Annotated in this window: 24 protein-coding genes; 11 read left to right on the top strand and 13 right to left on the bottom strand. The window is 66.9% G+C overall.

Annotated elements, in window-relative coordinates; genetic code table 11:
• Positions 1–69: 69 nt before the first annotated feature.
• Positions 70–933: an acyl-CoA thioesterase II gene (tesB, locus tag JMF82_RS13360; RefSeq protein WP_201315060.1), complete on the bottom strand. Its 864-nt coding sequence runs from the start codon at positions 931–933 to the stop codon at positions 70–72.
• Between the two features lie 46 nt (positions 934–979).
• Positions 980–1,546 carry an N-acetylmuramoyl-L-alanine amidase gene (locus JMF82_RS13355; RefSeq protein ID WP_201315059.1) on the bottom strand — a complete coding sequence of 189 codons (567 nt, stop codon included), beginning with the start codon at positions 1,544–1,546 and terminating at the stop codon, positions 980–982.
• Between the two features lie 256 nt (positions 1,547–1,802).
• On the opposite strand from JMF82_RS13355, the gene JMF82_RS13350 reads away from it, so the two are divergent.
• The 3 genes from JMF82_RS13350 to JMF82_RS13340 all read left to right on the top strand — a co-directional run bounded on the left by JMF82_RS13350 (position 1,803) and on the right by JMF82_RS13340 (position 4,988).
• Positions 1,803–2,330 (top strand): alpha/beta hydrolase, encoded by a 528-nt coding sequence (locus JMF82_RS13350; RefSeq protein ID WP_201315082.1) that lies wholly within the window; start codon positions 1,803–1,805, stop codon positions 2,328–2,330.
• Positions 2,327–4,522, top strand: coding sequence for a bifunctional 23S rRNA (guanine(2069)-N(7))-methyltransferase RlmK/23S rRNA (guanine(2445)-N(2))-methyltransferase RlmL (rlmKL, locus tag JMF82_RS13345; RefSeq protein ID WP_201315058.1), 2,196 nt, complete (start codon positions 2,327–2,329; stop codon positions 4,520–4,522). The genes JMF82_RS13350 and rlmKL overlap by 4 nt, the downstream gene beginning before the upstream one ends.
• A 127-nt stretch (positions 4,523–4,649) precedes the next feature.
• Positions 4,650–4,988 carry a hypothetical protein gene (locus JMF82_RS13340; protein WP_201315057.1) on the top strand — a complete coding sequence of 113 codons (339 nt, stop codon included), beginning with the start codon at positions 4,650–4,652 and terminating at the stop codon, positions 4,986–4,988.
• A 61-nt stretch (positions 4,989–5,049) separates the two neighbouring features.
• Here the strand turns inward: JMF82_RS13340 and JMF82_RS13335 are convergent, their stop codons facing one another.
• Positions 5,050–5,478 carry a DUF6491 family protein gene (locus JMF82_RS13335; RefSeq protein WP_201315056.1) on the bottom strand — a complete coding sequence of 143 codons (429 nt, stop codon included), beginning with the start codon at positions 5,476–5,478 and terminating at the stop codon, positions 5,050–5,052.
• Between the two features lie 213 nt (positions 5,479–5,691).
• On the opposite strand from JMF82_RS13335, the gene egtB reads away from it, so the two are divergent.
• Entirely contained in the window at positions 5,692–6,945 is a 1,254-nt protein-coding gene (gene egtB, locus JMF82_RS13330) for an ergothioneine biosynthesis protein EgtB (protein WP_201315055.1), read from the top strand.
• Entirely contained in the window at positions 6,942–7,928 is a 987-nt protein-coding gene (egtD, locus tag JMF82_RS13325) for an L-histidine N(alpha)-methyltransferase (protein ID WP_201315054.1), read from the top strand. Before egtB ends, egtD begins: the two co-directional genes overlap by 4 nt.
• A gap of 40 nt (positions 7,929–7,968) precedes the next feature.
• Here egtD and JMF82_RS13320 read toward each other — a convergent pair whose 3' ends face one another.
• The 5 genes from JMF82_RS13320 to JMF82_RS13300 form a co-directional block, all read right to left on the bottom strand.
• On the bottom strand, positions 7,969–9,087 hold the full coding sequence (locus JMF82_RS13320; protein WP_236585464.1) for a calcium:proton antiporter: 1,119 nt from the start codon (positions 9,085–9,087) through the stop codon (positions 7,969–7,971).
• 35 nt (positions 9,088–9,122) lie between these two features.
• Positions 9,123–9,551, bottom strand: a complete 429-nt coding sequence (locus JMF82_RS13315) for a VOC family protein (RefSeq protein WP_201315052.1) — start codon at positions 9,549–9,551, stop codon at positions 9,123–9,125.
• Positions 9,552–9,603: 52 nt separating this feature from the next.
• On the bottom strand, positions 9,604–10,521 hold the full coding sequence (locus tag JMF82_RS13310) for a LysR family transcriptional regulator (RefSeq protein WP_201315051.1): 918 nt from the start codon (positions 10,519–10,521) through the stop codon (positions 9,604–9,606).
• 113 nt (positions 10,522–10,634) lie between these two features.
• Complete coding sequence (gene mfd / locus JMF82_RS13305; protein WP_201315050.1) at positions 10,635–14,090, bottom strand: transcription-repair coupling factor; 3,456 nt, start codon at positions 14,088–14,090, stop codon at positions 10,635–10,637.
• Positions 14,091–14,244: 154 nt separating this feature from the next.
• Positions 14,245–14,850, bottom strand: coding sequence for a GNAT family N-acetyltransferase (locus JMF82_RS13300; RefSeq protein ID WP_201315049.1), 606 nt, complete (start codon positions 14,848–14,850; stop codon positions 14,245–14,247).
• A gap of 181 nt (positions 14,851–15,031) precedes the next feature.
• Between JMF82_RS13300 and JMF82_RS13295 the strand changes: the two genes are divergently transcribed.
• Both JMF82_RS13295 and JMF82_RS13290 read left to right on the top strand, forming a co-directional pair.
• Positions 15,032–15,421 carry an MmcQ/YjbR family DNA-binding protein gene (locus JMF82_RS13295; RefSeq protein ID WP_236585463.1) on the top strand — a complete coding sequence of 130 codons (390 nt, stop codon included), beginning with the start codon at positions 15,032–15,034 and terminating at the stop codon, positions 15,419–15,421.
• A complete protein-coding gene (locus JMF82_RS13290; RefSeq protein WP_201315048.1) occupies positions 15,397–15,807 on the top strand; it encodes a VOC family protein in 411 nt (136 codons plus the stop codon). The genes JMF82_RS13295 and JMF82_RS13290 overlap by 25 nt, the downstream gene beginning before the upstream one ends.
• Before the next feature lie 312 nt (positions 15,808–16,119).
• Here JMF82_RS13290 and JMF82_RS13285 read toward each other — a convergent pair whose 3' ends face one another.
• The 3 genes from JMF82_RS13285 to rlmJ all read right to left on the bottom strand — a co-directional run bounded on the left by JMF82_RS13285 (position 16,120) and on the right by rlmJ (position 18,560).
• The gene (locus tag JMF82_RS13285; RefSeq protein WP_201315047.1) at positions 16,120–17,028 is read right to left on the bottom strand and encodes a cation diffusion facilitator family transporter; all 909 of its coding nucleotides are present in this window, start codon (positions 17,026–17,028) and stop codon (positions 16,120–16,122) included.
• A gap of 46 nt (positions 17,029–17,074) precedes the next feature.
• Positions 17,075–17,590, bottom strand: coding sequence for a Slp family lipoprotein (locus JMF82_RS13280; protein ID WP_201315046.1), 516 nt, complete (start codon positions 17,588–17,590; stop codon positions 17,075–17,077).
• Positions 17,591–17,681: 91 nt separating this feature from the next.
• Positions 17,682–18,560, bottom strand: a complete 879-nt coding sequence (gene rlmJ / locus JMF82_RS13275; RefSeq protein WP_201315045.1) for a 23S rRNA (adenine(2030)-N(6))-methyltransferase RlmJ — start codon at positions 18,558–18,560, stop codon at positions 17,682–17,684.
• A 208-nt stretch (positions 18,561–18,768) separates the two neighbouring features.
• On the opposite strand from rlmJ, the gene JMF82_RS13270 reads away from it, so the two are divergent.
• The 3 genes from JMF82_RS13270 (at position 18,769) to JMF82_RS13260 (ending at position 21,888) form a co-directional block, all read left to right on the top strand.
• A complete protein-coding gene (locus JMF82_RS13270; RefSeq protein ID WP_201315044.1) occupies positions 18,769–19,125 on the top strand; it encodes a hypothetical protein in 357 nt (118 codons plus the stop codon).
• Between the two features lie 79 nt (positions 19,126–19,204).
• Entirely contained in the window at positions 19,205–20,926 is a 1,722-nt protein-coding gene (locus tag JMF82_RS13265; protein WP_201315043.1) for a copper resistance system multicopper oxidase, read from the top strand.
• An 8-nt stretch (positions 20,927–20,934) separates the two neighbouring features.
• Entirely contained in the window at positions 20,935–21,888 is a 954-nt protein-coding gene (locus JMF82_RS13260) for a copper resistance protein B (protein ID WP_236585462.1), read from the top strand.
• Positions 21,889–21,937: 49 nt separating this feature from the next.
• On the opposite strand, the gene JMF82_RS13255 is transcribed toward JMF82_RS13260, so the two are convergent.
• Positions 21,938–22,579 carry an NAD(P)-dependent oxidoreductase gene (locus JMF82_RS13255; RefSeq protein ID WP_201315042.1) on the bottom strand — a complete coding sequence of 214 codons (642 nt, stop codon included), beginning with the start codon at positions 22,577–22,579 and terminating at the stop codon, positions 21,938–21,940.
• A gap of 165 nt (positions 22,580–22,744) precedes the next feature.
• Between JMF82_RS13255 and JMF82_RS13250 the strand changes: the two genes are divergently transcribed.
• Complete coding sequence (locus JMF82_RS13250) at positions 22,745–23,644, top strand: LysR family transcriptional regulator (RefSeq protein ID WP_201315041.1); 900 nt, start codon at positions 22,745–22,747, stop codon at positions 23,642–23,644.
• A 4-nt stretch (positions 23,645–23,648) separates the two neighbouring features.
• On the opposite strand, the gene JMF82_RS13245 is transcribed toward JMF82_RS13250, so the two are convergent.
• On the bottom strand, positions 23,649–24,470 hold an 822-nt coding region (locus tag JMF82_RS13245; RefSeq protein ID WP_201315040.1), incomplete at its 5' end, for a DMT family transporter.

Raw genomic sequence — 24,470 nt, 5'->3', positions numbered from 1 at the left:
CCGGGCGGGCCGGACGGGTCAGCGGGCGAAATGCGCCCGCCGCCGATTTTACTACGGGGCCCCGGGCCCTCAGCCGCGCAGGCGGATGAGGCCTTCCTGGGCGGTAGAGGCCACCAGGCGGCCCTCGCGGGTGAAGATCTGCCCGCGTGCCAGGCCACGGGCGCCCTGCGCGGTCGGGCTGTCGAAGGAGTAGAGCAGCCATTCGTCCACGCGGAACGGCCGGTGGAACCACAATGCATGGTCCAGGCTCGCCATCTGCACGTTGTGCGTGTAGTAGGAGATGCCGTGCGGCAGGGTGGCCGTACCGATCAGGTTGAAGTCCGAAGCGTAGGCCAGCAGGGAACGGTGCAGTTCCGGCGAATCGCCCACCGGCGCCGTGAGCCGGAACCAGATGTGCTGGAAGGGCGGGCGCTTGACCGGGTGCAGCTTGTCCTGTGGCCACACATGGCGGAATTCGAACGGCGCGTCCACGCCCAGCCAGCGCTGGAGCTTCTCCGGCAGCTTGGCCAGGCGCTCGGGCGGCAGCGGCTGCATCGGCTCGATGTCCTCGGGCATCGGGACTTCAGGCATCGACGACTGGTGTTCAAAACCGGTTTCCGGCACCTGGAACGAAATCGAGCCATTCAGGATGGGCTGGCCGTGCTGGATCGCCACCACGCGGCGCGAAGAGAACGTGCCGCCGTCGCGGGTGCGCTCCACGCTGTAGACGATGGGCGCGTTGATGTCGCCCGCGCGCAGGAAATAGGCGTGCAGCGAATGCGCCTCGCGCGGCGCCTCCACCGTACGCTGGGCGGCCGATAGGGCCTGTCCGAGCACCTGCCCGCCAAAGACGAAGTGCGTACCGATGTCACGGCTCTGGCCGCGGAACAGGTTGTCCTCCAGCCGCTCGAGTTCGAGCAGGTCGACCAGTTCGCGGACGTTGGTTTCCGTCATGGGGTACTCGGAAGCGAAAAGATGGCGGGCGATTATAGCCGTGGCGTCAGTGCCCGGCTCCGGTGCGTTCCCATCCGTTGCCTTCCAGTATCCGTGCCCAGGGAAACAGCGGGCCCGGGTCGAGCTTGCGCCGCACCTCGACGGAGGGATCGTCGGAGGCGGGCAGGCGGGCCGTGTCCAGGTCCTCGTGGCCGGCGATCCGGCGCAGGTTGGGGTGCGCCTGGCGCAACTCGTCCAGCAGGGCACGCAGGGCCTCGAGCTGTGCCGGCGGGTAAGGCTCGGTCATGGTCTGGTTGCGGGAATCCCACCAGTGCGGGTAACGGCCGAGGTTCACCAGCTCGATGCCGATGGAGTTGGGGTTGTGCCCGCGCACGTGGTTGGCCACCCGGGTGGTGGGTACGTAGCAGTAGATGCCGCCGTCGCGGTCGATGTAGTAGTGGCCGCTGGCGCCGGTGCCCCGGTCCTCGTAGAGCACCCGTTCGCCGTACTCGCGGGCGAGGGCCAGGTCGGGCAGCTCGGTGCAATGGATCACCACCATGTCCACGGCCTCGGCCGGGCGCTCCGGCAGCAGGTGGACGTAGGGCAGGGGTTGGTCGATGACGGTCACGGGCATGGTCTGGGAGCCTGTTCTCTGCGTGGCCCGCGCGGAGGGCCAACCTCCGGGCCACCTCTGGTTGCCCCGCACGCCTGCGTCACCGCACGGCTGGATATCGACATGCACACCCTCGTTCTACCTTGGCCTGCGCGCGAACGGCACCCGGCGCCGGCCATGCGGAGATATGGAACAGGCTCAAGTCTCGCATGGTGGCCGATGGCCCGGAACCGTGCCTGTTACGATGCACGGCTTGATGCAGTTTTCGGAGACCGCGATGGGCGGCCAGATCATTCTTTCGCACGGCTCGGACTCGGGCCCGGATGCCACCAAGGTCAGCGTGCTGGCTGCTTTCGCGGAAAGCCTCGGCTGGGCCACCCAGCGCCCCGACTATCGCGAGGATGACAGGCGCGGCTTCGCGGGCTCGATCGATCCGCGGGTGGCACGCCTGGTCGCCGCCATCGAGTCGCTGGACCAGCCGCCGGTGCTGGTGGGTTCGAGCATGGGTTCGTTCGTGTCCGGGCTGGCTTCGTTGCAGCGCCCGGTGGCGGGGCTGTTCCTGCTGGCCACGCCCAGCGAAATTCCCGGTTACCCGCAGGCATTCGACCTGCGTGCCGGCGTGCCGGCGCTGCTCTACCACGGCTGGCAGGACGACATCTGTCCGCCCGAGGGCGTGCTCGCCTTTGCGCAGCGCAGGCGACTGCCGTTGGTGGTGGTCGACGATGACCACCGCCTGGGCGCCAGCGTGGAACACATCGTCGACCAGTTCGGTTTGTTCCTTCAATCCGTGGCGGCATCCGCATGAGCGCTTACTTCGCCACCTGTCCCAAGGGCCTGGAATACCTGCTGCGCGACGAGTTGGTCGCCCTGGGCGCGGAAGAGGTGCGCGAGGCGCTGGCCGGCGTGCATTTCGCGGGGACACTCGCCACGGCGTATCGCGCCTGCCTGTGGTCGCGGCTGGCCAGCCGCGTGCTGATGCCATTGGCGGAGTTCGACGCCGCCACCGATGACGCGCTCTACGCGGGCGTGCAGGGCATCGACTGGTCGAAGCACCTGGCGTCGCGCGCCACCCTGGCCGTGGATGCGAACTCGGCGCAGAGCAAGCTCACGCATAGCCAGTTCATCGCCCAGCGCGTGAAGGACGCCATCGTCGACCAGTTCCGCCAGCGCGACGGCTCGCGGCCGGACGTGGACACCGAAGAGCCCGACGTACGCATCAACCTGCGCCTGCGACGCGACCGCGCCACGGTTTCGCTGGATCTGTCGGGCGCGCCGCTGCACCGTCGAGGCTGGCGCGAGCTGCAGGGCGAGGCGCCGCTGAAGGAAAACCTCGCCGCCGCCATGCTGCTGCGCGCGCGCTGGCCGGAGGTCTACGCCGAAGGCGGCGCGCTGCTGGATCCCATGTGCGGTTCCGGCACCCTGTTGATCGAGGGTGCCTGGATGGCCGCCGACGTGGCGCCGGGCCTGCATCGCGAGTACTACGGCTTCCTGGGTTGGCAGCAGCACGACATCACCTTGTGGCGCGGCCTGCTGGACGAAGCGCGCCAGCGCGCCGAAACCGGCCTGCGCGGCTTGCGCAGCTGCTTTTTCGGCAGCGACGCCGATCCGCGCATGGTGCAGACCGCCAAGCGCAACGCACAGGAAGCGGGCGTCTCCGGCTTCCTCACGTTGGACAAGCACGACGCCACCCATGTGTCGCCGCCGCCGGGTTACACGCGCGGCCTGGTGATTACCAATCCGCCGTACGGCGAACGCCTGGGCGACCGGACCGAGATGCCCCGCCTCTACCGTGCCCTGGGCGAAGCCCTGCGCGAGCGCTTTGCCGGATGGCGCGCCGCCGTGCTGGCGGGCGACGCGGAGCTCGGCCACGCCATCCCGTTGCGCGCGGAAAAGAAATACGCCCTCTACAACGGCGCCCTGGAAACCGTGCTGCTGGTGTTCGAGCTGCATGCCCGCAGCGAAGCGCCGCGCGAGGTGAAGCCGCTGTCCGAGGGGGCGCAGATGCTGCGCAACCGCCTGGAGAAGAACCTGCGGCACCTGCGCAAGCGGCTGGAACGCGAGGGCGTCGCCTGCTGGCGCGCCTACGACCAGGATCTGCCCGAGTACGCGGCGGCCATCGATGTCTACGGCCAGGACGACGGCGGAACCTGGCTGCATGTCCAGGAATACCGTGCGCCCGCCGACATCCCTGCGGAAACCGCGCGCCATCGCTTGCGCGAGATCGTGCGCGTGGCAGGCGAGGTGTTGGGCGTGCCGCGCGAGCGCATCGCGCTGAAGACCCGGGAGCGCGGCAAAGGCGGCTCCAAGTACGGGCAATTCGACCAGCGCGGCGAGTTCATCGAGGTTCCCGAGGGTGGCCTGCATTTCCTGGTCAACCTTACCGATTACCTGGACACCGGCCTGTTCCTCGATCACCGCCTGGTGCGCGCCAAGGTGCGTGAATTGGCCAAGGGGCGGCGCTTCCTGAACCTGTTCGCCTATACCGCCACTGCCAGCGCTTATGCCGCCGACGGCGGCGCGCAGGACACCACCAGCGTCGATCTTTCCGCGACCTATCTGGACTGGGCGTCGCGCAATCTGGCGCTCAATGGATTCACCGGGGTGAAACACCGGCTGATGCAGGCCGACGCGATGACCTTCCTGCAGCGTGACCGCGAGCGTTACGGGCTGATCTATGTCGATCCGCCGACGTTCTCCAATTCCAAGCGGGCCGACGACTTCGATGTCCAGCGCGACCACGTGAAGCTGCTGCTGGCCTGCGCCGACCGGCTCGTCCCCGAGGGCGTGATCGTGTTCTCCAACAATTTCCGTCGCTTCAAGCTGGATCGTGAAGCGCTGAATGAACGGTTCAGCATTGAGGACTGGAGCACGCCCAGCATTCCGTTCGACTTCACGCGCCGCGCCGACATCCATGGCTGCTGGATCCTTCGGCTGCACGCCCAGGAGTCGCCATGGGGCGGCACTGTGAACCACGTCCGCAATCAGGGAAGACGCTGACCCGGCAAGGTATTTTTGCTCAGTGCCGATTCAGCGCAAAAGTCCGAGCATTGACCCCGGCAAAGAGCGATAGAAGGCATTGTCGAGCCCTTCTGTCGGAATCAAGCCTCCCTTGGGAGACAAACTCATGAAAACTAAGATTTCCACTGTCAAGCGCGTTGCCCTGGCGACTGCCATGCTGATCGGCTGCGTCGCCGTCGCGCCAGCATTCGCGGGTAGCCATGTGAGCTTGAATGTGGGTATCGGTCTGCCCGTGGTGGGTCCGGCTTATTACGCGCCGGCCCCCGTGGTCTATGCGCCGCCTCCGCCGGTGTATTACGCCCCGGCCCCGGTGGTCTACGGTCCGCCGGCTCCGGTGTATTACGGCCCGGCCGTGGGCGCCACGGTGGTGGTGGGCCACCCGGGTTACTACCGTCGTGGCGGCGGTTACTACTATCACGGCGGTTATCGTCACTACGGCCATTGATCGACCGGCTCACGTGGCAAGAAAAGCCCGGCGCATGCCGGGCTTTTTGTTTTCGCCCGCTTCAGGGCTGCGTGCCGTGCTGGCGGGACTTGCTGCCAAGCGAGTCGAACTGCGTCTTGTCGATCTTGCTGATCGACTGGACGGCACAGGGCGGCTGGTCGCGGGAAGCCACCGTCTCGCCCGCTTCGCCGCACATGGCGCCCATGCCCGCCGCCTGGTTTCCCCGGTTGGGGCGAAAACGCAGGCTTTGGCCGATGCCCAGCTGCGGACATGTGGCCTGCAGCTTGATCAGGTAGCGGTCGGGACCGGTACGCGCGATGACGGTCGTGTTGTCGACCACATACCATTCGTTGACCCGGTCCGGCCGCAGGCATTCGCTGACGGGCCGCAGGGGCGTGTACGCTGGCGTCTTGTCCTGACCGGCCGCCAAGGCAGGCAGGGCGCACGCGGCCAGGAGGGCAGCGGGCAGAAGGAAGGCAGGAGTCTTCATACGTCACCTCGCGTCGGGAGAGGCACCTGTGCCAAGCGCATTCATTGCACCGCGGCATACCGCATTGTCAGGTAAACGCCATCATCGCATCACACGATGTGAACGGTTCGTACGGCATGGTTTGCCGATGCTTGGGCATGAAGCCAGTCACCCGAAAGTGGAGCGTGGACACGTCCGCTCCGTGTATCGGGCTTTCCCGTTCCGGAGGCGGCGATGACGCTCGCGTCTTCGGCCCTGCAAGCCGAGGCGTTGGTGCTGCGATTCCGGCGAATCCGCTCCCGCAGCATGGCCTTGTGCGCACCGTTGAGTCCCGAGGACATGATGGTGCAGTCCATGCCTGACGCGAGTCCGGCCAAGTGGCACCTCGCGCACACCACCTGGTTCTTCGAGCGCTTCGTGCTCGAACGCGATGCTGCGTATCGCCCGTTGCATCCGGAGTGGCATTACCTGTTCAACTCGTACTATCAGTCGGTCGGGCCGATGCATGCGCGTCCACGACGCGGCGTGCTTTCGCGCCCGGGCGCGCAGCAGGTACGCAAGTACCGCGAACACGTCGACGAGGCCGTGAGCGAACGCCTGGTAACCGGCGTCGATGCGACGACGCTGGCCATCATCGAGCTCGGCCTCGAGCACGAACAGCAGCACCAGGAATTGCTGCTTACCGACATCAAGCACGCCTTCGCCTGCAATCCGTTGCTGCCTGCCTATGCGCCGGCATCCAGCGCGACGGCGGCCAGCAATCCCGTGCCGTTGACCTTCATCGACGGCCGCGAAGGCGTCGTCGAAACAGGACACGATGGCAACGGCTTCGCCTTCGACAACGAATTGCCGCGCCATCGCACGCTGCTGCAGCCGCATGCGTTGGCCAACCGCCTGGTCACCAATGCGGAGTACGCCGCCTTCGTGCACGACGGCGGCTACCGCGAACCATCGCTGTGGCTGTCCGAAGGCTGGGACACCGTGTGCCGCGAGCAATGGCATCGGCCGTTGTATTGGCAGGAGGACCTCGCCAGCGAATTCACCCTGGCGGGTGTGCGGGCGATCGACCCGGAAGCGCCGGTCAGCCACGTCAGCTACTTCGAAGCCGATGCTTTCGCACGCTGGGCCGGTTCGCGCCTGCCCACCGAAGCGGAGTGGGAAAGCGCCGCGTCGACGTTGCCCGTGCAGGGCAACCTGCTCGACACCCATGCCTTGCACCCGCGCGCGGCGGAGCCGCAGGGTGGTTTCCAGCAGATGTACGGCGACGTTTGGGAATGGACCGCTTCGCCCTATATCAGCTATCCGGGCTTCCGGCCATTGGCCGGTTCGCTCGGCGAGTACAACGGCAAGTTCATGTGCGGGCAATGGGTGTTGCGAGGCGGCTCCTGTGCGACGCCGCGTGAGCACATCCGTGCCAGCTACCGAAATTTCTTTCCACCCCATGCGCGCTGGCAGTTCATGGGGATACGCCTGGGGCAGGATCGATGAATGTACAAGCCTTCGACCTTCGCGACGACGATCGTCGCCCACCTGTCGATGATCTCGTTGGCATCGTGCAGCGCGGCTTGCGCTCGCAGCCCAAGCGGCTACCATCGTGGCTGTTCTACGACGAACGCGGTTCGCAGTTGTTCGAGGCGATCTGCGAGCAGCCGGAGTATTACCTGACCCGTTGCGAGATTGCGTTGATGGCCACGCACGCCGCCGAAATGGCCGACGTACTCGGTGAAGAGGTGCGACTGGTGGAATACGGCAGCGGCAATGCGGTGAAGACGCGCATGTTGCTGGAACACCTGCATGCGCCGGTGTCATATGTGCCGGTGGAGATTTCGGCCGAACCGTTGCGCCGTTGCGTGCAGGAGATGGGCGAACGCTTCCCGGCTTTGGCGGTGCAGCCGCATCCGGGTGACTTCACCCGCCCGTTGCGCTTGCCGATTCCGCCGCGCGCGCCGCGACGGACGGTGTTGTATTTCCCCGGTTCCACCATCGGCAATTTCGAGGCACGCGATGCCGCCGAGCTGCTGCGCAAGATGCGCAACGAGATGGGCGATGGCGGCGGCATCCTGATCGGCGCCGACCTCAAGAAGGATACGGCCACGATCGAGGCGGCATACAACGACAAGGCGGGCGTCACCGCCCAGTTCACGCTGAACATGCTGGTGCGGCTCAACCGCGAGATCGGCAGTGATTTCGACCTGTCGTCGTTCCGCCACCGTGCCCACTACAACGCGATGGCGGGGCGCATCGAGACTTTCCTGGTCAGTGCGCGCGACCAGAAGGTACGCATCGGCAAGCAGCTGGTGTCGTTCGCGCCCGAAGAAGCCATGCAGGTCGAATACAGCTGCAAGTATTCACACGAGGATTTTGCCGCGCTGTCCGCCAAGGCCGGACTGGAAGTGGCGCACGCATGGACGGATCCGCAGGCGATGTTCGCCGTCTACTACCTCGTGCGAGCAGGCATGTCCAGGCACTAGAAGGGAGCGAGGCGCGGTCTCGCCGGCCTCACCCCGCCCATTAGGGGCTGAACACCAGCACCAGGAACACCGCGAACATCGACAGGTGCACCGCGCCTTCCAGCATGGTGGTGCGCCATCCCGAGAAGGTGAGGCTGCTCAACACGAGCGTCGAAGCCAGCATGACGATGCTCGCCGGAGGCAGGCCCAGCACGACGGGCTTGCCGGTGAACAAGCCGATGGCGAGCACCGCGGGCACGGTGAGCCCCACCGTCGACGCCGCACCGCCCAGGCACAGGTTGATTGCGCGCGTGAGCTCATCGCGGCGAATGGCGACCAGGGCAGAAATGCCCTCTGGAGTGAATACCAGCATGGCGATGATGATGCCGCCGAGCGCATGGGGCGCGCCGGTGGCCGCGATGCCGTAGTCGAGCACCTTGGCCAGGCTCTTGGACAGGATCACGATCGGCAGGATGTTGAGCAGCAACAGGGCGACGTGGAACAGCATCTCGCCTTTGCGTGGCACGCGGCGGGGCGGCGGTGGCTGCTCCGGTTCGTTGGCGTCGGAGTCGGAGCGTGGCGCCACGAAATAGCCTTTGTAGCGGCCGGTCTGCAACCACAGGAACAAGCCGTACAGCGCGATGGTGAGGATGGAGAACGCGGTGGCCTGCACCGGGGTCAGCGTGCCGTCCGAGGTGGACGCGGTGAAGTTGGGCAGCACCAGGGCGATGGTCGCGAGCGGGATGATCACGGCGAGATACGCCGATGCGCCGTGCAGGTTGAAGGCCTGTTCGTGATGGCGAATGCCGCCGATCAGCAGGCCCAGGCCGACCACGCCGTTCAGCACGATCATCAGGACGGCGAACATGGTGCCGCGCGCCAGCGTGGCGGTATCGCCGGCGCCCAGCATCACGGCCGAAATCAGCACGACCTCGATGATCACGATGGAGAGGGTGAGCACCAGGGTGCCGACGGGTTCTCCCAACAGGCCTGCCAGTTCCTCCGCTTCGTGCACGACGCCGAACGCGACCCACACGATCACGAAGAACAGCCACGCGAACAGCGACAGGCCGATTTCATGCCGGCTCAGGTGCGCCGTCCAGTCCGAGCCGAAGATCAGGAACAGGCTGACGGTGAGCCATGCGATGGCGGGGCGGATGAGCATTCGGGGTTGGAACATCGGCAACCCGGGTTCCTTGGCGCGCGCGTCTTGCGTCATACGATCTCCTGCTCGGCAAACAGCGTGCCGCCCCATTCGGCCGGGTCGACATCAGCTATGGACTGCGAGAATACCCAGCGATGCCCGCCGATGTCTTCGACCGCGTACTGGCGTTCGCCATACGGATGGTTCGTGGGTGCGACGATGATCGTCGCGCCGCAGGCACGCGCATGCGCGTGGTGGCGGTCCACATCGGGCACGTGGACCATGGTGGCATGCGTCCTGGCGTCGACGGGTGATTCGGAGGGATGCTCGATCACGACCATCGACGCGCCGTCATACACGAGCTGCACGCGGTGGTCGCCGATGCGCAGTCGCTCGCGGAATCCGAATACACGACAGAGCCATGCAGCCGCCGCCAGCACGTCGCGATAGGCCAGTTCGGGGATGAATACGCCCGGTGGCATGGAACGGTTGCGGATCATGGCAAGTCGCTCCTTCGGATCGGCTGCGCGCAGGGTGCGGCAGGCGATGTTGTCAGTCGGTGATTTCCAGCCCCTTGATGAGCCGCTTGGCCAGGCGTGGCTGCCTCAGTTCTTCCAGCCACCAGGACAGGGCGCGGCCTTCATGGTCGCCGCGCCAGGCGACGTACAGCGTGTTGGGTTCGCGCGGGTCGGCCATCTGCTTCTCCACCAGCTCGCCGCGCTTGAGCAGGCCCGCCACGCGTTGGCGGGGCAGCCAGCCCACGCCAAGGCCCTGCCGCTGGGCGATGATCTTCGCGCGCATGCTGGGCACGGCGAGCGTCGCCTGGCCTCCCACGACGCCATAGGCGCGCCCCGCGGAGCTGCGTGACGTATCGGCCACCACGACGCTGCGGTGGCCGGCCAGGGCTTCGCGTTGCAGGGGGGCCGGGGCTTTGGCCAATGGGTGGCGGGGCGATACGGCGAACACCCACTCCATGACGCCCAGCTCGAACCATCGCAGCTTGGGGATCGCGGGCGGCTCGTTGGTCGCGCCCACGATGATGTCGGCGCGGCCGTCGCGCAGGGCTTCCCAGGTGCCACCCAGCACTTCGTTGGTCAGGCGCAGGGCAACGCCGGATTGCAGGCCATCGAAGCTGCGGATGACCGGCGCGAGTATCTCGAACTCGAGGATTTCGTCGGTGACGATCCACAGCCGGTCTTCCCAGCCGCTGGCGATCTGCTTTACGCGACGGCTCAACCGGGAGACGTCCTGCATCAGCCGCGCAGCCTCGTTGGCGAGCAGCTGGCCGGCTGGCGTGAGCTGCAGCCGATAGCGGCGGCGGTCGAACAGCAGCGCGTCGAAACGTGCTTCGAGCTGCCGCGCGGCGTGCGATAGGGTCGATGGCGCCTTGCCGAGCCGTGCCGCGGCGCGCGACAGGCTGCCGCTTTCGCGGATGGCTTCCAGCAGCGCCAGTTCGTCCTCGGACAACATGTTCGGCCCCTTCGAACGAGTCGGGGCCCATGGTAAGGCAGGCGGTGGGTCCGGGTGGGCTTTCGCGCCCGTCATCCCGCAAAAGGGCGGGGCGACGGGCAGCGGCCAGCCGATCAGCCGGGCCGGCGCGCGCCCAGTTGCACCAGCACTTCCTGCGCGGCGCGGATGCGCTCGCTGGCGCCGGGCAGTTCGAGGATCACCTTCAGCTTGTCCTGTCCGTCGAGCTTGTACACGCGCGGCTGGCTCTGGATCAGGCGGATGATGGCCATTGGTTCGACTTCCGGCTTGTCGCGGAACGTAATGCGCCCGCCGTTGGCGCCGAAGTCCAGCTTGCGGATGCCCAGCGGCGTGGCCATCAGCTTGAGCTGGGCCACCGCGAACAGCTGCTTGGCAGGATCGGGCAGCAGGCCGAAGCGATCGATCATTTCCACCTGCAGGTCGCGCAGGTGATCTTCGTTGCGTGCGCTGGCGATGCGCTTGTAGAGCGTCAGGCGCGTATGCACGTCGGGCAGGTAGTCGTCCGGGATCAGCGCTGGCAGGTGCAGTTCCACTTCGGTCTCGTGCTCGCTGGACAGGTCGAAGTCGGGCACCTTGCCGGACTTCAGCGCCCGCACGGCGCGCTCCAGCAGTTCGGTGTAGAGGCCGAAGCCGATCTCCTGGATCTGGCCGGACTGTTCGTCGCCGAGCAGCTCGCCCGCACCGCGGATTTCCAGGTCGTGCGTGGCCAGCGTGAAGCCGGCGCCCAGTTCTTCCAACGAGGCCAGCGCTTCGAGGCGCTTTTCCGCATCGGCGGTCATCGCCTTGCGGTCGGGCACCACGAGGTAGGCATAGGCGCGATGGTGCGAACGTCCCACGCGGCCGCGCAACTGGTGCAGCTGCGCCAGGCCGAAGCGATCGGCGCGATTGATGATGATGGTGTTGGCGGTGGGGATGTCGATGCCGGTCTCGATGATGGTGGTGCAGACCAGCACGTTGAAGCGCTGGCGATGGAAGTCCGCCATCACGCGTTCCAGTTCGCGTTCGGGCATCTGGCCGTGGGCAATGCCGATGCGCGCCTCGGGAATCAGTTCCTCCACCTCGCGCGCCGCGCGTTCGATGGTGTCCACCTCGTTGTGCAGGAAATACACCTGGCCGCCACGCTGCAGTTCGCGCTGGAAGGCTTCGCGGATCAGCGCCGGCTCCCAGGTGGAGATGAACGTGCGCACGGCCATGCGATGCGCCGGCGGCGTGGCGATCAACGAGAGGTCGCGCAGCCCGCTCATCGCCATGTTGAGCGTGCGCGGGATCGGCGTGGCCGTCATGGTGAGCAGGTCCACTTCGGCACGCAGTTTCTTGAGCTGCTCCTTCTGGCGCACGCCGAAACGCTGCTCCTCGTCCACGACGACCAGGCCCAGGTTCTTGAAGCGGATATCCGGGGCGAGCAGCTTGTGCGTGCCCACGATGACGTCGATCTGTCCGTCGGCCAGGCGCTTGAGCGCCTCGTTCACTTCCTTGGCCGACTTGAAGCGCGACAGCACATCCACGCGCACCGGCCAGTCGGCGAAGCGGTCGGCGAAGTTGCGGTAATGCTGCTGGGCGAGCAGGGTGGTGGGCACCAGCACCGCCACCTGCTTGCCGGCCGTGGCCGCGGCAAAGGCCGCGCGCAACGCGACTTCGGTCTTGCCGAAGCCGACATCGCCGCAGATCACGCGATCCATCGCGCGCGGCGCGGCGAGGTCGGTGAGCACGGCGTTGATGGCGTGTTCCTGGTCGGGGGTTTCCTCGAACGGGAAGCTCGCGCCGAACTCCTCCACCAGTTGGCGATCGATCGACAGCGATTCGCCGCCGCGTGCTTCGCGCTGCGCGTAGATCGCCAGCAGCTCCGCGGCGACGTCGCGTACCTTCTCGGCGGCCTTGCGGCGCGCGCGCTCCCACGCGTCGCCACCCAGCGAGTGGAGCGGGGCGAGCTCGGGCGCGGTACCCGTGTAGCGGCTCACCAGGCCAAGTTGCGCCACCGGCACGTAGAGCTTGTCGCCCTTGGCATATTCAATGGTGAGGAACTCGCCCTCCATGCCGCCCAGCTCCATCGACACCAGGCCCTGGTAGCGGCCCACGCCGTGGTCGACGTGCACGATGGGCGCGCCGATGGTCAGCTCGGTCAGGTCGCGGATGATGCTTTCGGGATCGCGCGCGGCGCCACGGCGGCGCTTGCGTTCGGTGCGCACGCGCTCGCCGAACAGCTCGCGCTCGGTGAGCACGGCAAGCGCCGGCTCGGTAAGCGCGAAACCCTGCTCCAGCGAGGCGATGGTGATGGCGAAGCGCAGCTTGTCGCCCGCGGCCACGAAGGCGGTCCAGCCGTCGACTGCATCGGGCTTGAGTCCGGCGCTGGCCAGTTGTTCGATCAAGGCTTCACGACGGCCGGCCGAATCGGCCGCGATCAGCACGCGGCCGGGATAGCTCGCCAGGAAATGGCGCAGCGATGTGCCCGGCTCCTCGCCCTTGCGGTTGAGCGGCAGTTCGAGCGCCGGCTGGGTGCCGCTGGACTGCGCGTGCTCGTGGCCACTCTCGACCAGTTCGATGCGCAGGCGCTTGTTGAGCTGTTCGCGCAGTTGCTCGGGCGGCAGGTAGAGCTCCGCCGGCGGCAGCACGGGTCGCTCGATGTCATGGGCGCGCTGGTCGTAGCGCTCAGCGGTCTGCGTCCAGAACTGCTCGGCCGATTCCATGGCGGCCTCGCCGAGCAGGAACACGGCATTGTCGGCGAGGTAGTCGAACAGCGTGGCGGTCTGTTCGAAGAACATCGGCAGGTAATACTCGATGCCTCCCGGCGTGACGCCTTCCTTCATGTCCTGGTAGAGCGGACAGCGGCGCACGTCGATCGGAAAGCGTTCGCGCAGGTGCGTGCGGAAATCCTTGGCGGCACCTTCGGTCAGCGGGAACTCGCGTGCCGGCAGCAGCTCGATGCGCTCCACCTGTTGCTGCGAGCGCTGGGTTTCCGGATCGAAACTGCGGATCGACTCGATCTCGTCGTCGAACAGCTCGATGCGATACGGCTCGGCTGCGCCCATCGGGAAAATGTCGATCAGCGCGCCGCGCACGGCGAAGTCGCCGGGCTCGGCAACCTGTGGCACGTTGCGGTAGCCCGCTGCTTCCAGTCGCCGTTGTTCGGTGGCGAGATCCAGTTTCTGGCCCTTCTTCACCATCAATCCGCTGCCGGTGATGTGGCTGCGCGGGGCGATGCGCTGCATCAGCGTGGCGATCGGCACGACCAGCACGCCCCGCTGCGTGTTCGGCAACTGGAACAGCGTGGCGATGCGTTGGGAGACGATGTCCGGGTGCGGGCTGAACACGTCGTAGGGCAGCGTTTCCCAGTCGGGGAAATGCAGCACGGGCAGGTTGCCGGCGAAGACGCGCAGTTCCTCTTCCAGCGCATGGGCGCGCTGGGTGTCGCGTGTCACCGCGACCAGCAGGCCCTGGTGCGTACGCGCGGCCTCGGCCACCAGCAGGGCGCGCGAGGAACCGTGGGGCGACGTCCAGAAGCGACGCTGCTTGGGGCTGGTGGGCAGGGACGGATGCGGGATTGTTTGGGCCATGCGTACGCGGGATCGGGAGGCGGCTTCGTCGGTCGGCGCCGCGAAAGCGGGCAAGTGTAACGCGAGCGCCCCGGATGGACCGGGGCGCTGGCGTGATCACCTGTTGTTGGGGCGCGCTGCCTGCGCGACAACCCTTCCGCGGGCGTGGCGCGGATCAGAGCTGCAGGGAGATCTGCGTCGTGCCGGGCTCTTCCGGCGTCAGGCGGCGGACGAAGCCCAGTTCCTTGCACAGGTGCAGCATGGGGCGGTTCTCCAGCAATACGTAGCCCCAGATTTCATGCAGGCCGCGGCGACGGCAGTCGTCCACCAGGCGCTGCATCAGCAGGGCGCCCAAGCCCTGGCGGGTCCATTCGCGTTCGACCAGCACCGAGAACTCGGCGCTGTTGGCCGCTTCGTCGACATAGATGCGGCCCACGCCGCGGATCTCGGCCGGATGCACCGTCTCGTCCATCAGCACGAAGGCGGTTTCCAGCGCGGGGTCGATACGGCAGAGACGCTGGGCCATGGGATCAGGCAATTCACCCATCGAATGGAGGAAGCGGCGGCGGATGTCCTCGGGCGACAGCCGTGCGAACTGGCGCTTGAGGGCGGCGACATCACCCGGCTCGATGCCGCGGAGGCGCAGCTCGCGACCGTCGTGCGCATGAACCAGTTCACCCTTCGGGCGCGGCAGCTCGAGAAGGCGCGGGCGGGCGAATCGCTCCCGGCTACGCAGGGGAAGGGAGCGGCGGGGTGTGGTGAGGTCGATGGCGGGGCTCATGGCCATACTTTACCGTATTGTGTGCAGTGCAACATGAATGGAACTCCTTTCCAGACAAGGTTCCAAGAGACTCCTTGTCGCACCGCATTGCCAGTCCCACGGCCAGGCGCGGCGCCAGCGTCGCGGACAGTCCAGAATGCGCGCTCCGGGCAGGTACGGCGGTCGAGGAAGGGTTAAATCCATGGCGGTGAGCAAAGGCATGACGGTTGCCCGGTTGGAGGCGCTTTGCGGGCGTCTGCCCGGGGCAACCCGCGACATCAAGTGGGGCGCCGACCTGGTGTTCAGCGTGGGCGGCAAGATGTTCGCGGTGACGCCGGCCGAGGGCAGCGACATTGGCCGGCTCGCCTTCAAGGTGCCCGACGAGCGGTTCCTGGAACTCACCGACCAGCCCGGTATCATCGCGTCCCCTTACCTGGCCCGCGCCCACTGGGTGGCGGTGGTCGAGCCGCGGCGATTCACGACCGCCGAACTCTCCACGCACATCGAGACCTCCTACGGCCTGGTACGGGCCAGGCTCACCAAGAAGATGCAGGCGGAACTGGGGCCATGGCCCATGGAGAAAGCGAAGTGAAGCAATACATCGGAAGCATCGCGCTGGTCGTGGCCGATTACGACGAAGCCATTGCCTGGTACACGACGGTGCTGGGGTTCCGTCTGCTGGAAGACACCGACATGGGAGCTGGCAAGCGCTGGGTGGTCGTTGCGCCACCGGGCGCCACGGAGACGCGCCTGTTGCTGGCGAAGGCATCAGGCCCCGAACAGGCCGCGCGCGTGGGCGACCAGACCGGCGGTCGCGTGTTCCTGCTGCTGCATACGGACGATTTTTGGCGCGACTACGAGCGCATGCGCGCGGCAGGGGCCGAATTCTGCGAAGAGCCGCGCGCGGAAAGCTACGGCACCGTGGTGGTGTTCAAGGACCTGTACGGCAACAAATGGGACCTGTTGCAGCTGGCGTGAGCCTGATCCTCGCGGAGAGCTTTTGGTAGGAGCGAACCCAGTGCGCGACAAGCCGACGGAGCGAAGATGCCGTGGCTCCGCGATCGCGCACTGGGTGCGCTCCTACGAGGTAAGGCGCGTCTGGTGCGACTATGAGTGCGTGCGCGCAGCTGGCGCGGTGTTCCGCCAAATGGGATCTCTTGCTGCTGGCGTCAGCCTGGTTCTACCGAAAGCTTTTTGTAGGAGCGCACCCAGTGCGCGACAAGCCGACGGAGCGAAGATGCCGTGGCTCCGCGGTCGCGCACTGGGTGCGCTCCTACAGGGGGGGGCGGCTCAATCGGCCACGTCCGGCTCGAAGAAGCTCCAGCGGATATCGGGGAAACGCTCCTTCATCGCGCGCTCGACGTGGTTGATGTTGGCGATCAACGCCGACTGGTCGGGCGCGGGCGACATGCGTGCCTTGACGGCCACCATCACGTCCGGGCCCATCTGCAGCGTGATGAGGTTGAGCACCACGTCCACTTCGGGACGTGCGTTGACGAAGGCGAGTATTTCCTCGCGTCGCATGGGCTCCACGCCCTGGCCGATCAGCAGTGCCTTCACTTCATAGGCCACCGCGATCGCGATGATCACCAGCAGCGCGCCGATGATAATGGTGCCGACCGCGTCATACAGCAGATTGCCGGTGATCATGGTGGCGAGCACCGCGACCAGGGCCACGGTGAGGCCGAGCAAGGCGGCGAGGTCCTCGCCGAAGATCACCAGCAGCTCGCTGGAGCGCGTCTCGTGGAACCACCGCCACAGGCTGCGACCCTGGCGTGCCTTGTTCACTTCAGTGAGGCAGCCGTGCATCGAGATGGACTCGGCCACCACGCCGAAGGCGAGCACGCCGATGGCCAGCCAGGGCCATTTCAGGGGTTCGGGATGGCTGAGCTTGTGGATGCCTTCGTAGATCGAAAACATGCCGCCCACGCTGAACAGCAGCATCGCTACCAGGAACGACCAGAAATACGGCGCGCGGCCCCAACCCAGCGGGTACTCGTCCGATGGCGGACGATCGGCCTGGCGCATGCCCAGCAGCAACAATCCCTGGTTGCCGCAATCGGCGAGCGAGTGCACGGCCTCGGCCAGCATCGCTCCCGAACCGGTGACGAGGGCGGCGACGAGCTTGCTGACGAAGATGGCGAAGTTGGCGCCGAGAGCGAGCAGGATCGCTCTCAGCGAGTTGGCGTGGCCTGACATCGTGCATTCCCTTGGACGAAGGCCACAGTGTAAACGGCGTCCGGCGTCAGTGGACCACGCCCACGCCGATGCCGAAGCTCACGTTCGACTTGCCGCTTTCCATCTCGGCGGCGGTCCATACGTGCGATTGCGCGACGCTCACGGTGGGAAACACGTAGCCGGCTTCGCCCACGTTGCCGTTGCGGCTGCCGGTGATGCGACCGGTGAGCGTGATCAGCGAGCCGGAGGGATAGTCGAACGACTCGACATAACCCGGCACGACGGCGACGAAGCGGCCCCAGCCGCCGCCGTTGTCCGCCTTGGGGCGCTGGGAGCTGTCCAAGGGATAGCCGAGGATCTCGATCTCGCTATGGTCGTGGAAGTTGTTCACCTGCACGATGCGGCCGCCCCAGATCACATCGGCGTTCGCAAAACGGTCGGGCGATTGCGCCACCGCGTTCGGCGGAACGGCGATGGTGTTGGACGAGGCCTTGTAGATCGGCGCGGGGGCGCATGCGGCCAGCGCCGCCAGGCCGGCGATCGCCATGCCGCGGAACAGGTAGGAAGCGTGACGGACAGGCATGGCGGACTCCGGCGTTCCAGGCTGGGACGCCATGAGCTTAGCCGGCCTCGGGCAAGGGTGGTAGGCGACAGCAGCGGATGCCTTCTGGCATTCAGGCCCTGGCTTCTTCCACCAGCCAGTCGAGACGCCATTCGGCGCGCCGTTCCTGCGACAGCAGCGGCGCCATCGCGCGCAGCGCATCGCGCAGCGCGTCGTCGAGTTTCCAGGGCGCGTTGAGGATGACCATGCCCGAACCGTTGAGGCGCAACGGCGAATCGTCGGGGTGCACCAGCAATTCGGCGCGCAGCACGCGGCGAACGCCGCAGTGCTGCAGCCAGCGGTGGAACGGCTGCACCTGGCTGCGCAGCTTGATCGGGTACCACACGGCATACACGCCGGTCGGCCAGCGCTGCAGGGCGAGCTTGAGCGCGCGCTCGATCACCCGGTACTCCGCTTCCTGGGCCTCATACGGCGGATCGATCAGCACCAGGCCGCGCTTTTCCCTGGGCGGCAACAACGCCTTCAAGGCTTCATACCCGTTGCGCTCGTGCACATGGACGCGATGGTCGTGGCGGAAGAGCTCGCGCAGGCGCGTGGCTTCTTCCGGATGCAGCTCGCACAGCTGGGCACTGTCGGTTTCGCGGATGGCGTTCGCCACCTGCAATGGCGATCCCGGATAAAGCTTCAAACCGTGTTCGTTGCCCGGCACGCGCAGGATGGCGTCCAGCCAGCGGCGCAGCAGGGGCGGCAGCGGCCCGGAGCCGCCTGCGGCGTGGAGATCGGGGAACAGCAGGCGCGCGATGCCGTCCTTGTATTCGCCTGTCTTGCCGGCTTCCGCACTGTCCAGCGCATAGCATCCGCTGCCGGCATGCGTATCGATGAAAGCGAACGGCGTGGCCTTGGCCTGCAACGCTTCGATCAGCGCGAAAAGCACCGTGTGCTTGAGGACATCGGCGAAGTTGCCGGCATGATAGGCGTGACGGTAGTTCATGGTCGGGGGAATGCGCCGGATGGCAGGCGATTATACGGCCCGGCGGTTTTCACCGTAGGAGCGCACCCGGTGCGCGAAAAGCCGGCGGAGCGACGATGCCGTGGTTCCACGGTCGCGCACTGGGTGCGCTCCTACAGAGGGGGGCGGCGTGTCCGATGGAGCCTTGTCCAGAGTTGAGCCATGGGGGGGCCGTGGCTATGCTCCGCTCATGACCTGTCGCCTGTTTCGCCATCTGCGCCGTTGCCGCGCCCTGTTCGCGCTGGCTCTGTGCGCGTGGCTGGCGCTGGCGACGGTGGCGTGGGCGCAGCCTGGCGACTGTTGCGCGCCGATGGCGTCGTCGATGGATAGGTGCATGCCGCATGCTCCTGCCCCGCACGATCACGGTGCGCCGCACTCCCTCGGCGTGGCGACCGACGGTTGCTGTGCGCATGCCTCGATCAGCGTGCCGCCGCCGGCATGGGGAGCGATGTCCCAGGCGGAACCCGCCCGCCAGGACTGGCGGGCGCACCGCGAGACGGCGCCCCAGCCGGTCTACGAACCGCCCCTGCGACCGCCGGTCGCCTGATTCTCCGTTTGATGCAAGGGCCGGATCACCGGTCGATTCGACGCGCCCGCCTCGCGGGCACGACTGACGGAGCAGGATCATGAGCAAGCAGGAACCACGCGGCTTTCAGCTGCCGCGTCGGCGTTTCGTCCAGGGGCTCGCGCTGGGAGGCGTGGCCGCTGGACTGGGGCTTTGGCGCGGCAACGCGCTGGCCCAGGCCGCTACACCGCGCACCGAATGGCGCGGCAATCATTTCGAACTGGAGATCGGTGAGCTGCCGGTCGATTTCACCGGCCGACGGCGCATCGCGACGGTGGTGAACGGGCAACTGCCCGCGCCGCTGCTGCGCTGGCGGCAGGGCGATACGGTGACCTTGCGCGTGCGCAACCGCCTGCGCGAAACCAGTTCCATCCACTGGCACGGCATGGTGTTGCCGGCCGACATGGACGGCGTGCCCGGCCTGAGCTTCGACGGCATCCCGCCCGGCGGCGAATACACCTATCGCTTCACGGTGAACCAGGCCGGCACCTACTGGTACCACAGCCATTCGCGCTTCCAGGAGCAGACCGGGCTGTACGGGCCGATCGTGATCGAGGCGCGCGACGGCGAGCGCCATGCGGCCGACCGCGATTACGTGGTGCTGCTGAACGACTGGACCGATCTCGATCCGGGGACCATCTATGCCAACCTGAAGAAGCAGGGCGGCTACTACAACCATGGCAAGCGCACCGTGGGCGATTTCGTGCGCGATGCGGGGCGCGACGGTCTCTCGGGCGCGCTGGCCGACCGGCGCATGTGGAACCAGATGCGCATGGATCCCACCGACCTGGCCGATGTTTCGGCCGTCGCCTATACCTATCTGGTGAACGGACAGACGCCCGCCGGCAACTGGACGGGCCTGTTCAACGCAGGCGAGAAGATCCGGCTGCGCTTCATCAACGGCTCGGCGATGACCTTTTTCGACGTACGCATTCCCGGCCTGAAGATGACCGTGGTGTCGGCCGACGGCCAGGCGATCGAGCCGGTGAGCGTGGACGAGTTCCGCATCGGTACGGCCGAAACCTACGACGTGATCGTGCAGCCATCGGCCGATCGGGCCTGGACCATTTTCGCCCAGAGCATGGACCGCACGGGTTATGCGCGGGCCACACTCGCGCCGCGTGCCGGCATGGCCGCCGATGTGCCGCCGCTGGATCCGCGCCCGCTGCTGGACATGGGCGACATGATGGGCGCGATGGATCACGGCGGCATGGGGCACGGCATGCCGGGCATGGACATGATGGCGATGCCCGGCATGGCCATGCACCACGCGCCTGCGCCTTCGCTGAAGACCGGACCGGAAGTCGACATGCGCGTGGCCACGCCGCGACGCAACCTCGACGACCCTGGCGTGGGGCTGCGCGACAACGGCCGCCGCGTACTCAGCTATGCGGACCTGCACGCGCTTGATGCGCCGATTTCGCCACGCGTCGACCGCGAGCTGACCTTGCGCCTCACCGGCAACATGGAGCGCTACCTCTGGTCGTTCGACGGCAAGCGCGCTTCCGCCGCACAGCCGCTGCAGCTGCGCCTTGGCGAACACCTGCGCGTGACGCTGGTGAACGACACCATGATGACCCATCCCATCCACCTGCATGGCATGTGGAGCGAGCTGGAGGCACCGGATGGTTCGTTCCTGGCGCGCAAGCACACGGTGCTGGTGCAGCCGGCACAGCAGGTGAGCTATCGCGTGAGTGCCGATGCGCCGGGACGCTGGGCATACCACTGCCATCTGCTCTACCACATGGAGGCGGGCATGTTCCGCGAGGTGGTGGTGTCATGAACCGGCGGATGCTTTCAGGAGTCGTGCTGGTACTCGGTGCTTGCGCGCCGGCGGTGTCGCTGGCGCAAAGGTCCGACATGCAGGACATGCCCGGCATGTCCATGCAGCACGAGCAACACGCGATGCCTCCCGGTCCCCGGGCGGGCCAGCACGCGACGCCGAAACCGGCTGCCAGCGAAGAGGCGCATGAGGACATGGACCATTCGGGGCATGACATGGCCGGTACCGGAGAGGCCACGCTGCCACCCAATGACCACGTGCCGCCACCCGCGCCGCGACACGTCATGCCCGCGATGACGCGGGCGCAGATGAGTTCGTTGATGCAGATGGACGATGCGGCGGCAACAGGCATGTTGTTGTTCGATCGCATGGAACGCGCGCGCAGCACGTCGGGCGACTATGCGACCCGCTGGGAAGCGGAAGGATGGCTGGGCAATCCCATCGATCGCCTGTGGCTGAAGACCGAAGGCGAGCGCGGCGGCGATGGCACCGAAGGCCGCGCCGAGGCGCTGTGGAGCCATGCCTGGACAAGCTTCTGGGACGCTCAGCTGGGCGTCCGCCAGGACTTCGGGCAGGGGCCGAACCGCCAATGGGCGGCTGTCGGCGTGCAGGGCCTGGCGCCTTACTGGTTCGAAACGCAGGCGACGTTCTATGCGGGCGAGCAAGGCCGCACGGCATGGCGGCTGGAGGCCAGCTACGAGTTACTGTTCACCCAGCGGCTGGTGCTGGAGCCCAGGCTCGAGCTCAATGTCTACGGCAAGGATGACCCGCGGCGCGGCGTGTCGTCGGGTCTGTCGGACATGGAGGCGGGGCTGCGCCTGCGCTACGAGTTCAGCCGCAAGTTCGCGCCTTATGTGGGCGTGAACTGGACACGGCGCTATGGCGATGCGCAGGCGCCCGGCGCACCCCGGTTCCATGCACGCGAAACGGCATGGGTGGCCGGCCTGCGCTGGTGGCTGTGACGCTATTGGCCCGACGGCAGCGGGCGGCCGTAGCCGCCCGCGCGATGGATCAGTAGGCCACCGTGATGCGCTTGCGGTTGGCATCACCCTTTTCGAGGCGATCGAGCAAAGCCACCGCGTAGTCGGGCACGCTGATATGGCTCTTGCCGTTGGCGTCCGCCAGTAGCTGGTCGCCTCCGACACGGTACTTGCCGGTGCGCGGGCCGTCCTCGATCAGGGCGGCCGGACTGATATACGTCCAATCAATCGGGGATGCGCTGGCGCGGAACACGGCCAGTGCCTTGCCCTGGCCGGCGGCCTCGGGTTTCCAGGCGTCGGGAAAGTGCGGATCGTCCATCACGAGCACGCCCGGTGCGGTTTCCAGCGAGCCGGCGCCGCCGACCCACGCGAGGCGTTTCACGCCCGTGCCGGGCAGGTTGTCCAGCAGTGTTGCCGCGGTGACCGGAATGCTGTCGTTGTTGCCATCGCGGCGCGCGGAGAGGCTGGCGACGACCGCATCGGCGCCATGCACGGCGTCTTTCCAGGTCCCGGGCTTGCCGGCATCGCCGGTGACCACGGTGAGGCGGGGATTGTGCGTGGACAGGCGCGATGGGTCGCGAACGATGGCGGTGACGTCGTAACCGCGCGCCAGCGCTTCGTCGAGGATGGCGTGGCCGATATGGCCGGTGGCGCCGAACAGGGCGATCTTCATGGACAGGGACTCCAGCAAGGCAAAGGGAGACCGGCGAACGATGACGCGCTTGGCGTGAATGCGTTGCCAGCACCGGGAACGGGTGAAGCATGCGCCTCCGATCGACGCGGATAAACGCACCAGCCGGGAATTCACTGTAAAGTTTGGCTTGACAGTGAGGTGCCCATGGCCGGCGAAGTGAATCTCAACCGTTTGGCGGTATTCGTGGCGCTGGTGCGCGCCGGCTCGTTCACCGCCGCCGCCGAAACGCTGGGCATGACCAAGGCGATGGTGAGCCAGCACCTGGCGCGACTGGAACAGGAACTGGGCGTCACGCTCGTGCTGCGCAGCACGCGGCGCATGACGCTCACCGAAGCGGGCAGTACGTTCCATGCCGCCTGCGTGCGCATTCTCGCCGAGGCTGAAGCGGCCATCGAACAGGTGGGCAGCAACCAGGAGAAGCCGACCGGCACGCTGCGGCTTACCGCCACCAGCGACTACGGCACCTCGGTGGTGGCGCCGGCGCTGGCCGGCTTCATGCGTAGCCAACCGCAATTGCAGACCGACCTGGTATTGAGCGATCACGTGAGCGACCTGATCGCGGAGCGGTTCGATCTGGCGATACGCATGGGCTGGTTGCGGGATTCGAACCTGCGCTCGACGCGGCTGGGCAGTTTTCGCCAGTTGCTGGTGGCGTCGCCGGCCTATCTGGCGGGCCGGGGGGAGCCGCGCAGCCTGGCGGATCTGCCGTCGCTGGAGTGGGTGGCGCTGGCACTGTTGTCTTCGCCGCTGCGCTGGACCTTCACGGCACCCGACGGCTCGCGCCGGACCGTGCGCATGAAGCAGGCCGCGCAGGCCAACAACGTGACGGCGGTGCATGCCCTGGTACGCCACGGCGCCGGTGCCAGCGTACTGCCGGATTACCTGGTCACCGACGACATCCGCGAAGGTCGCCTCGTTCCGCTGCTGGCGCAGTACGCCTTGCCCGAGGGTGGCATCCATGCGGTGTATCCGGGGCGCCAGCCACCGGCCAAGGTGCGCCTCTTCATCGAGCATCTGCGCGGATGGCTGGCCGCGCAGGGTTGAAGACTCACTCCACCACGTTGTGGCTTTCCGCCGTGCCGAGCAGTTCGGGCTGCGTGGCCTTGCCTTGCCGGCGGCCCAGCAGCGGATGCATGAATACCGCAGCAAGGATCACCGCCACGCCAGCGTAGAACCAGCCATCGAGTTCGCGCTGCTCGCCGAGCAGGAGCATGGCGAGCACGATCGCATACACCGGCTCCAGGTTCGTCACCATCTGCGTGCCGAACGCGCTCATGTGGCGCAAGGCCACCAGTGCGAGCGCAAACGGCAGCAGCGTGCAACCGAAGGAGAGCACCACCAGCAGCGCCGCATCGTGCAGGCCGGGCAGCACGAAGGCGGCGCCCGTGTGCGGCAGCAGCGGTGCCAGCAGGGTCAGGAACAGCGTGCCCGTGCCCAGCTCGATGCAGGTCACCGTGAGCGGATCGCCATGCTCCACCAGGCGCTTGTTGTACGAACCGAACAGGGCCACCAGCAGCGCGGAGAACGCGCCCACCGCGATGCCCAGCCGCATGTCGACGGGGACGCCGCCCACCACCATCGCCACGCCGGGCACGACGGCGATGCCGATCAGCAGCTCGCGAGGATCAAATTTGCGCCTGGCGATCCACGGTTCCACCAGGGCCAGGAACACCGGCCCCAGCGCGATGCAGGTCGCCGCCACCGAGGCGTTGGCCAGCTTGATCGCGGCATAGAAGGTGAGCCAATGCAGCGACACCAGCACGCCGATGCCCGCATAGGACCAGCGCAGGCGCACGGGCATGGCCTTGAGGCCACGCCAGACGCGCGGCATCAGCAGCAGCGAGCCCGATACCAGCAGCATGCGCCACCA

Origin of the sequence: Dyella sp. EPa41, from assembly GCF_016586165.1 — a bacterium.
Taxonomy (GTDB): Bacteria; Pseudomonadota; Gammaproteobacteria; order Xanthomonadales; family Rhodanobacteraceae; genus Dyella.
This window is presented reverse-complemented; position numbering and strand designations above follow the sequence as displayed.

Excerpts from the sequence above, each read along its gene's own strand:
- tesB (WP_201315060.1), bottom strand. The coding sequence starts at position 933 with ATGACGGAAACCAACGTCCGCGAACTGGTCGACCTGCTCGAACTCGAG.
- JMF82_RS13355 (WP_201315059.1), bottom strand. The coding sequence starts at position 1,546 with ATGCCCGTGACCGTCATCGACCAACCCCTGCCCTACGTCCACCTGCTG.
- JMF82_RS13350 (WP_201315082.1), top strand. The coding sequence starts at position 1,803 with ATGGGCGGCCAGATCATTCTTTCGCACGGCTCGGACTCGGGCCCGGAT.
- rlmKL (WP_201315058.1), top strand. The coding sequence starts at position 2,327 with ATGAGCGCTTACTTCGCCACCTGTCCCAAGGGCCTGGAATACCTGCTG.
- JMF82_RS13340 (WP_201315057.1), top strand. The coding sequence starts at position 4,650 with ATGAAAACTAAGATTTCCACTGTCAAGCGCGTTGCCCTGGCGACTGCC.
- JMF82_RS13335 (WP_201315056.1), bottom strand. The coding sequence starts at position 5,478 with ATGAAGACTCCTGCCTTCCTTCTGCCCGCTGCCCTCCTGGCCGCGTGC.
- egtB (WP_201315055.1), top strand. The coding sequence starts at position 5,692 with ATGACGCTCGCGTCTTCGGCCCTGCAAGCCGAGGCGTTGGTGCTGCGA.
- egtD (WP_201315054.1), top strand. The coding sequence starts at position 6,942 with ATGAATGTACAAGCCTTCGACCTTCGCGACGACGATCGTCGCCCACCT.
- JMF82_RS13320 (WP_236585464.1), bottom strand. The coding sequence starts at position 9,087 with ATGTTCCAACCCCGAATGCTCATCCGCCCCGCCATCGCATGGCTCACC.
- JMF82_RS13315 (WP_201315052.1), bottom strand. The coding sequence starts at position 9,551 with ATGATCCGCAACCGTTCCATGCCACCGGGCGTATTCATCCCCGAACTG.
- JMF82_RS13310 (WP_201315051.1), bottom strand. The coding sequence starts at position 10,521 with ATGTTGTCCGAGGACGAACTGGCGCTGCTGGAAGCCATCCGCGAAAGC.
- mfd (WP_201315050.1), bottom strand. The coding sequence starts at position 14,090 with ATGGCCCAAACAATCCCGCATCCGTCCCTGCCCACCAGCCCCAAGCAG.
- JMF82_RS13300 (WP_201315049.1), bottom strand. The coding sequence starts at position 14,850 with ATGAGCCCCGCCATCGACCTCACCACACCCCGCCGCTCCCTTCCCCTG.
- JMF82_RS13295 (WP_236585463.1), top strand. The coding sequence starts at position 15,032 with ATGGCGGTGAGCAAAGGCATGACGGTTGCCCGGTTGGAGGCGCTTTGC.
- JMF82_RS13290 (WP_201315048.1), top strand. The coding sequence starts at position 15,397 with ATGGCCCATGGAGAAAGCGAAGTGAAGCAATACATCGGAAGCATCGCG.
- JMF82_RS13285 (WP_201315047.1), bottom strand. The coding sequence starts at position 17,028 with ATGTCAGGCCACGCCAACTCGCTGAGAGCGATCCTGCTCGCTCTCGGC.
- JMF82_RS13280 (WP_201315046.1), bottom strand. The coding sequence starts at position 17,590 with ATGCCTGTCCGTCACGCTTCCTACCTGTTCCGCGGCATGGCGATCGCC.
- rlmJ (WP_201315045.1), bottom strand. The coding sequence starts at position 18,560 with ATGAACTACCGTCACGCCTATCATGCCGGCAACTTCGCCGATGTCCTC.
- JMF82_RS13270 (WP_201315044.1), top strand. The coding sequence starts at position 18,769 with ATGACCTGTCGCCTGTTTCGCCATCTGCGCCGTTGCCGCGCCCTGTTC.
- JMF82_RS13265 (WP_201315043.1), top strand. The coding sequence starts at position 19,205 with ATGAGCAAGCAGGAACCACGCGGCTTTCAGCTGCCGCGTCGGCGTTTC.
- JMF82_RS13260 (WP_236585462.1), top strand. The coding sequence starts at position 20,935 with ATGCTTTCAGGAGTCGTGCTGGTACTCGGTGCTTGCGCGCCGGCGGTG.
- JMF82_RS13255 (WP_201315042.1), bottom strand. The coding sequence starts at position 22,579 with ATGAAGATCGCCCTGTTCGGCGCCACCGGCCATATCGGCCACGCCATC.
- JMF82_RS13250 (WP_201315041.1), top strand. The coding sequence starts at position 22,745 with ATGGCCGGCGAAGTGAATCTCAACCGTTTGGCGGTATTCGTGGCGCTG.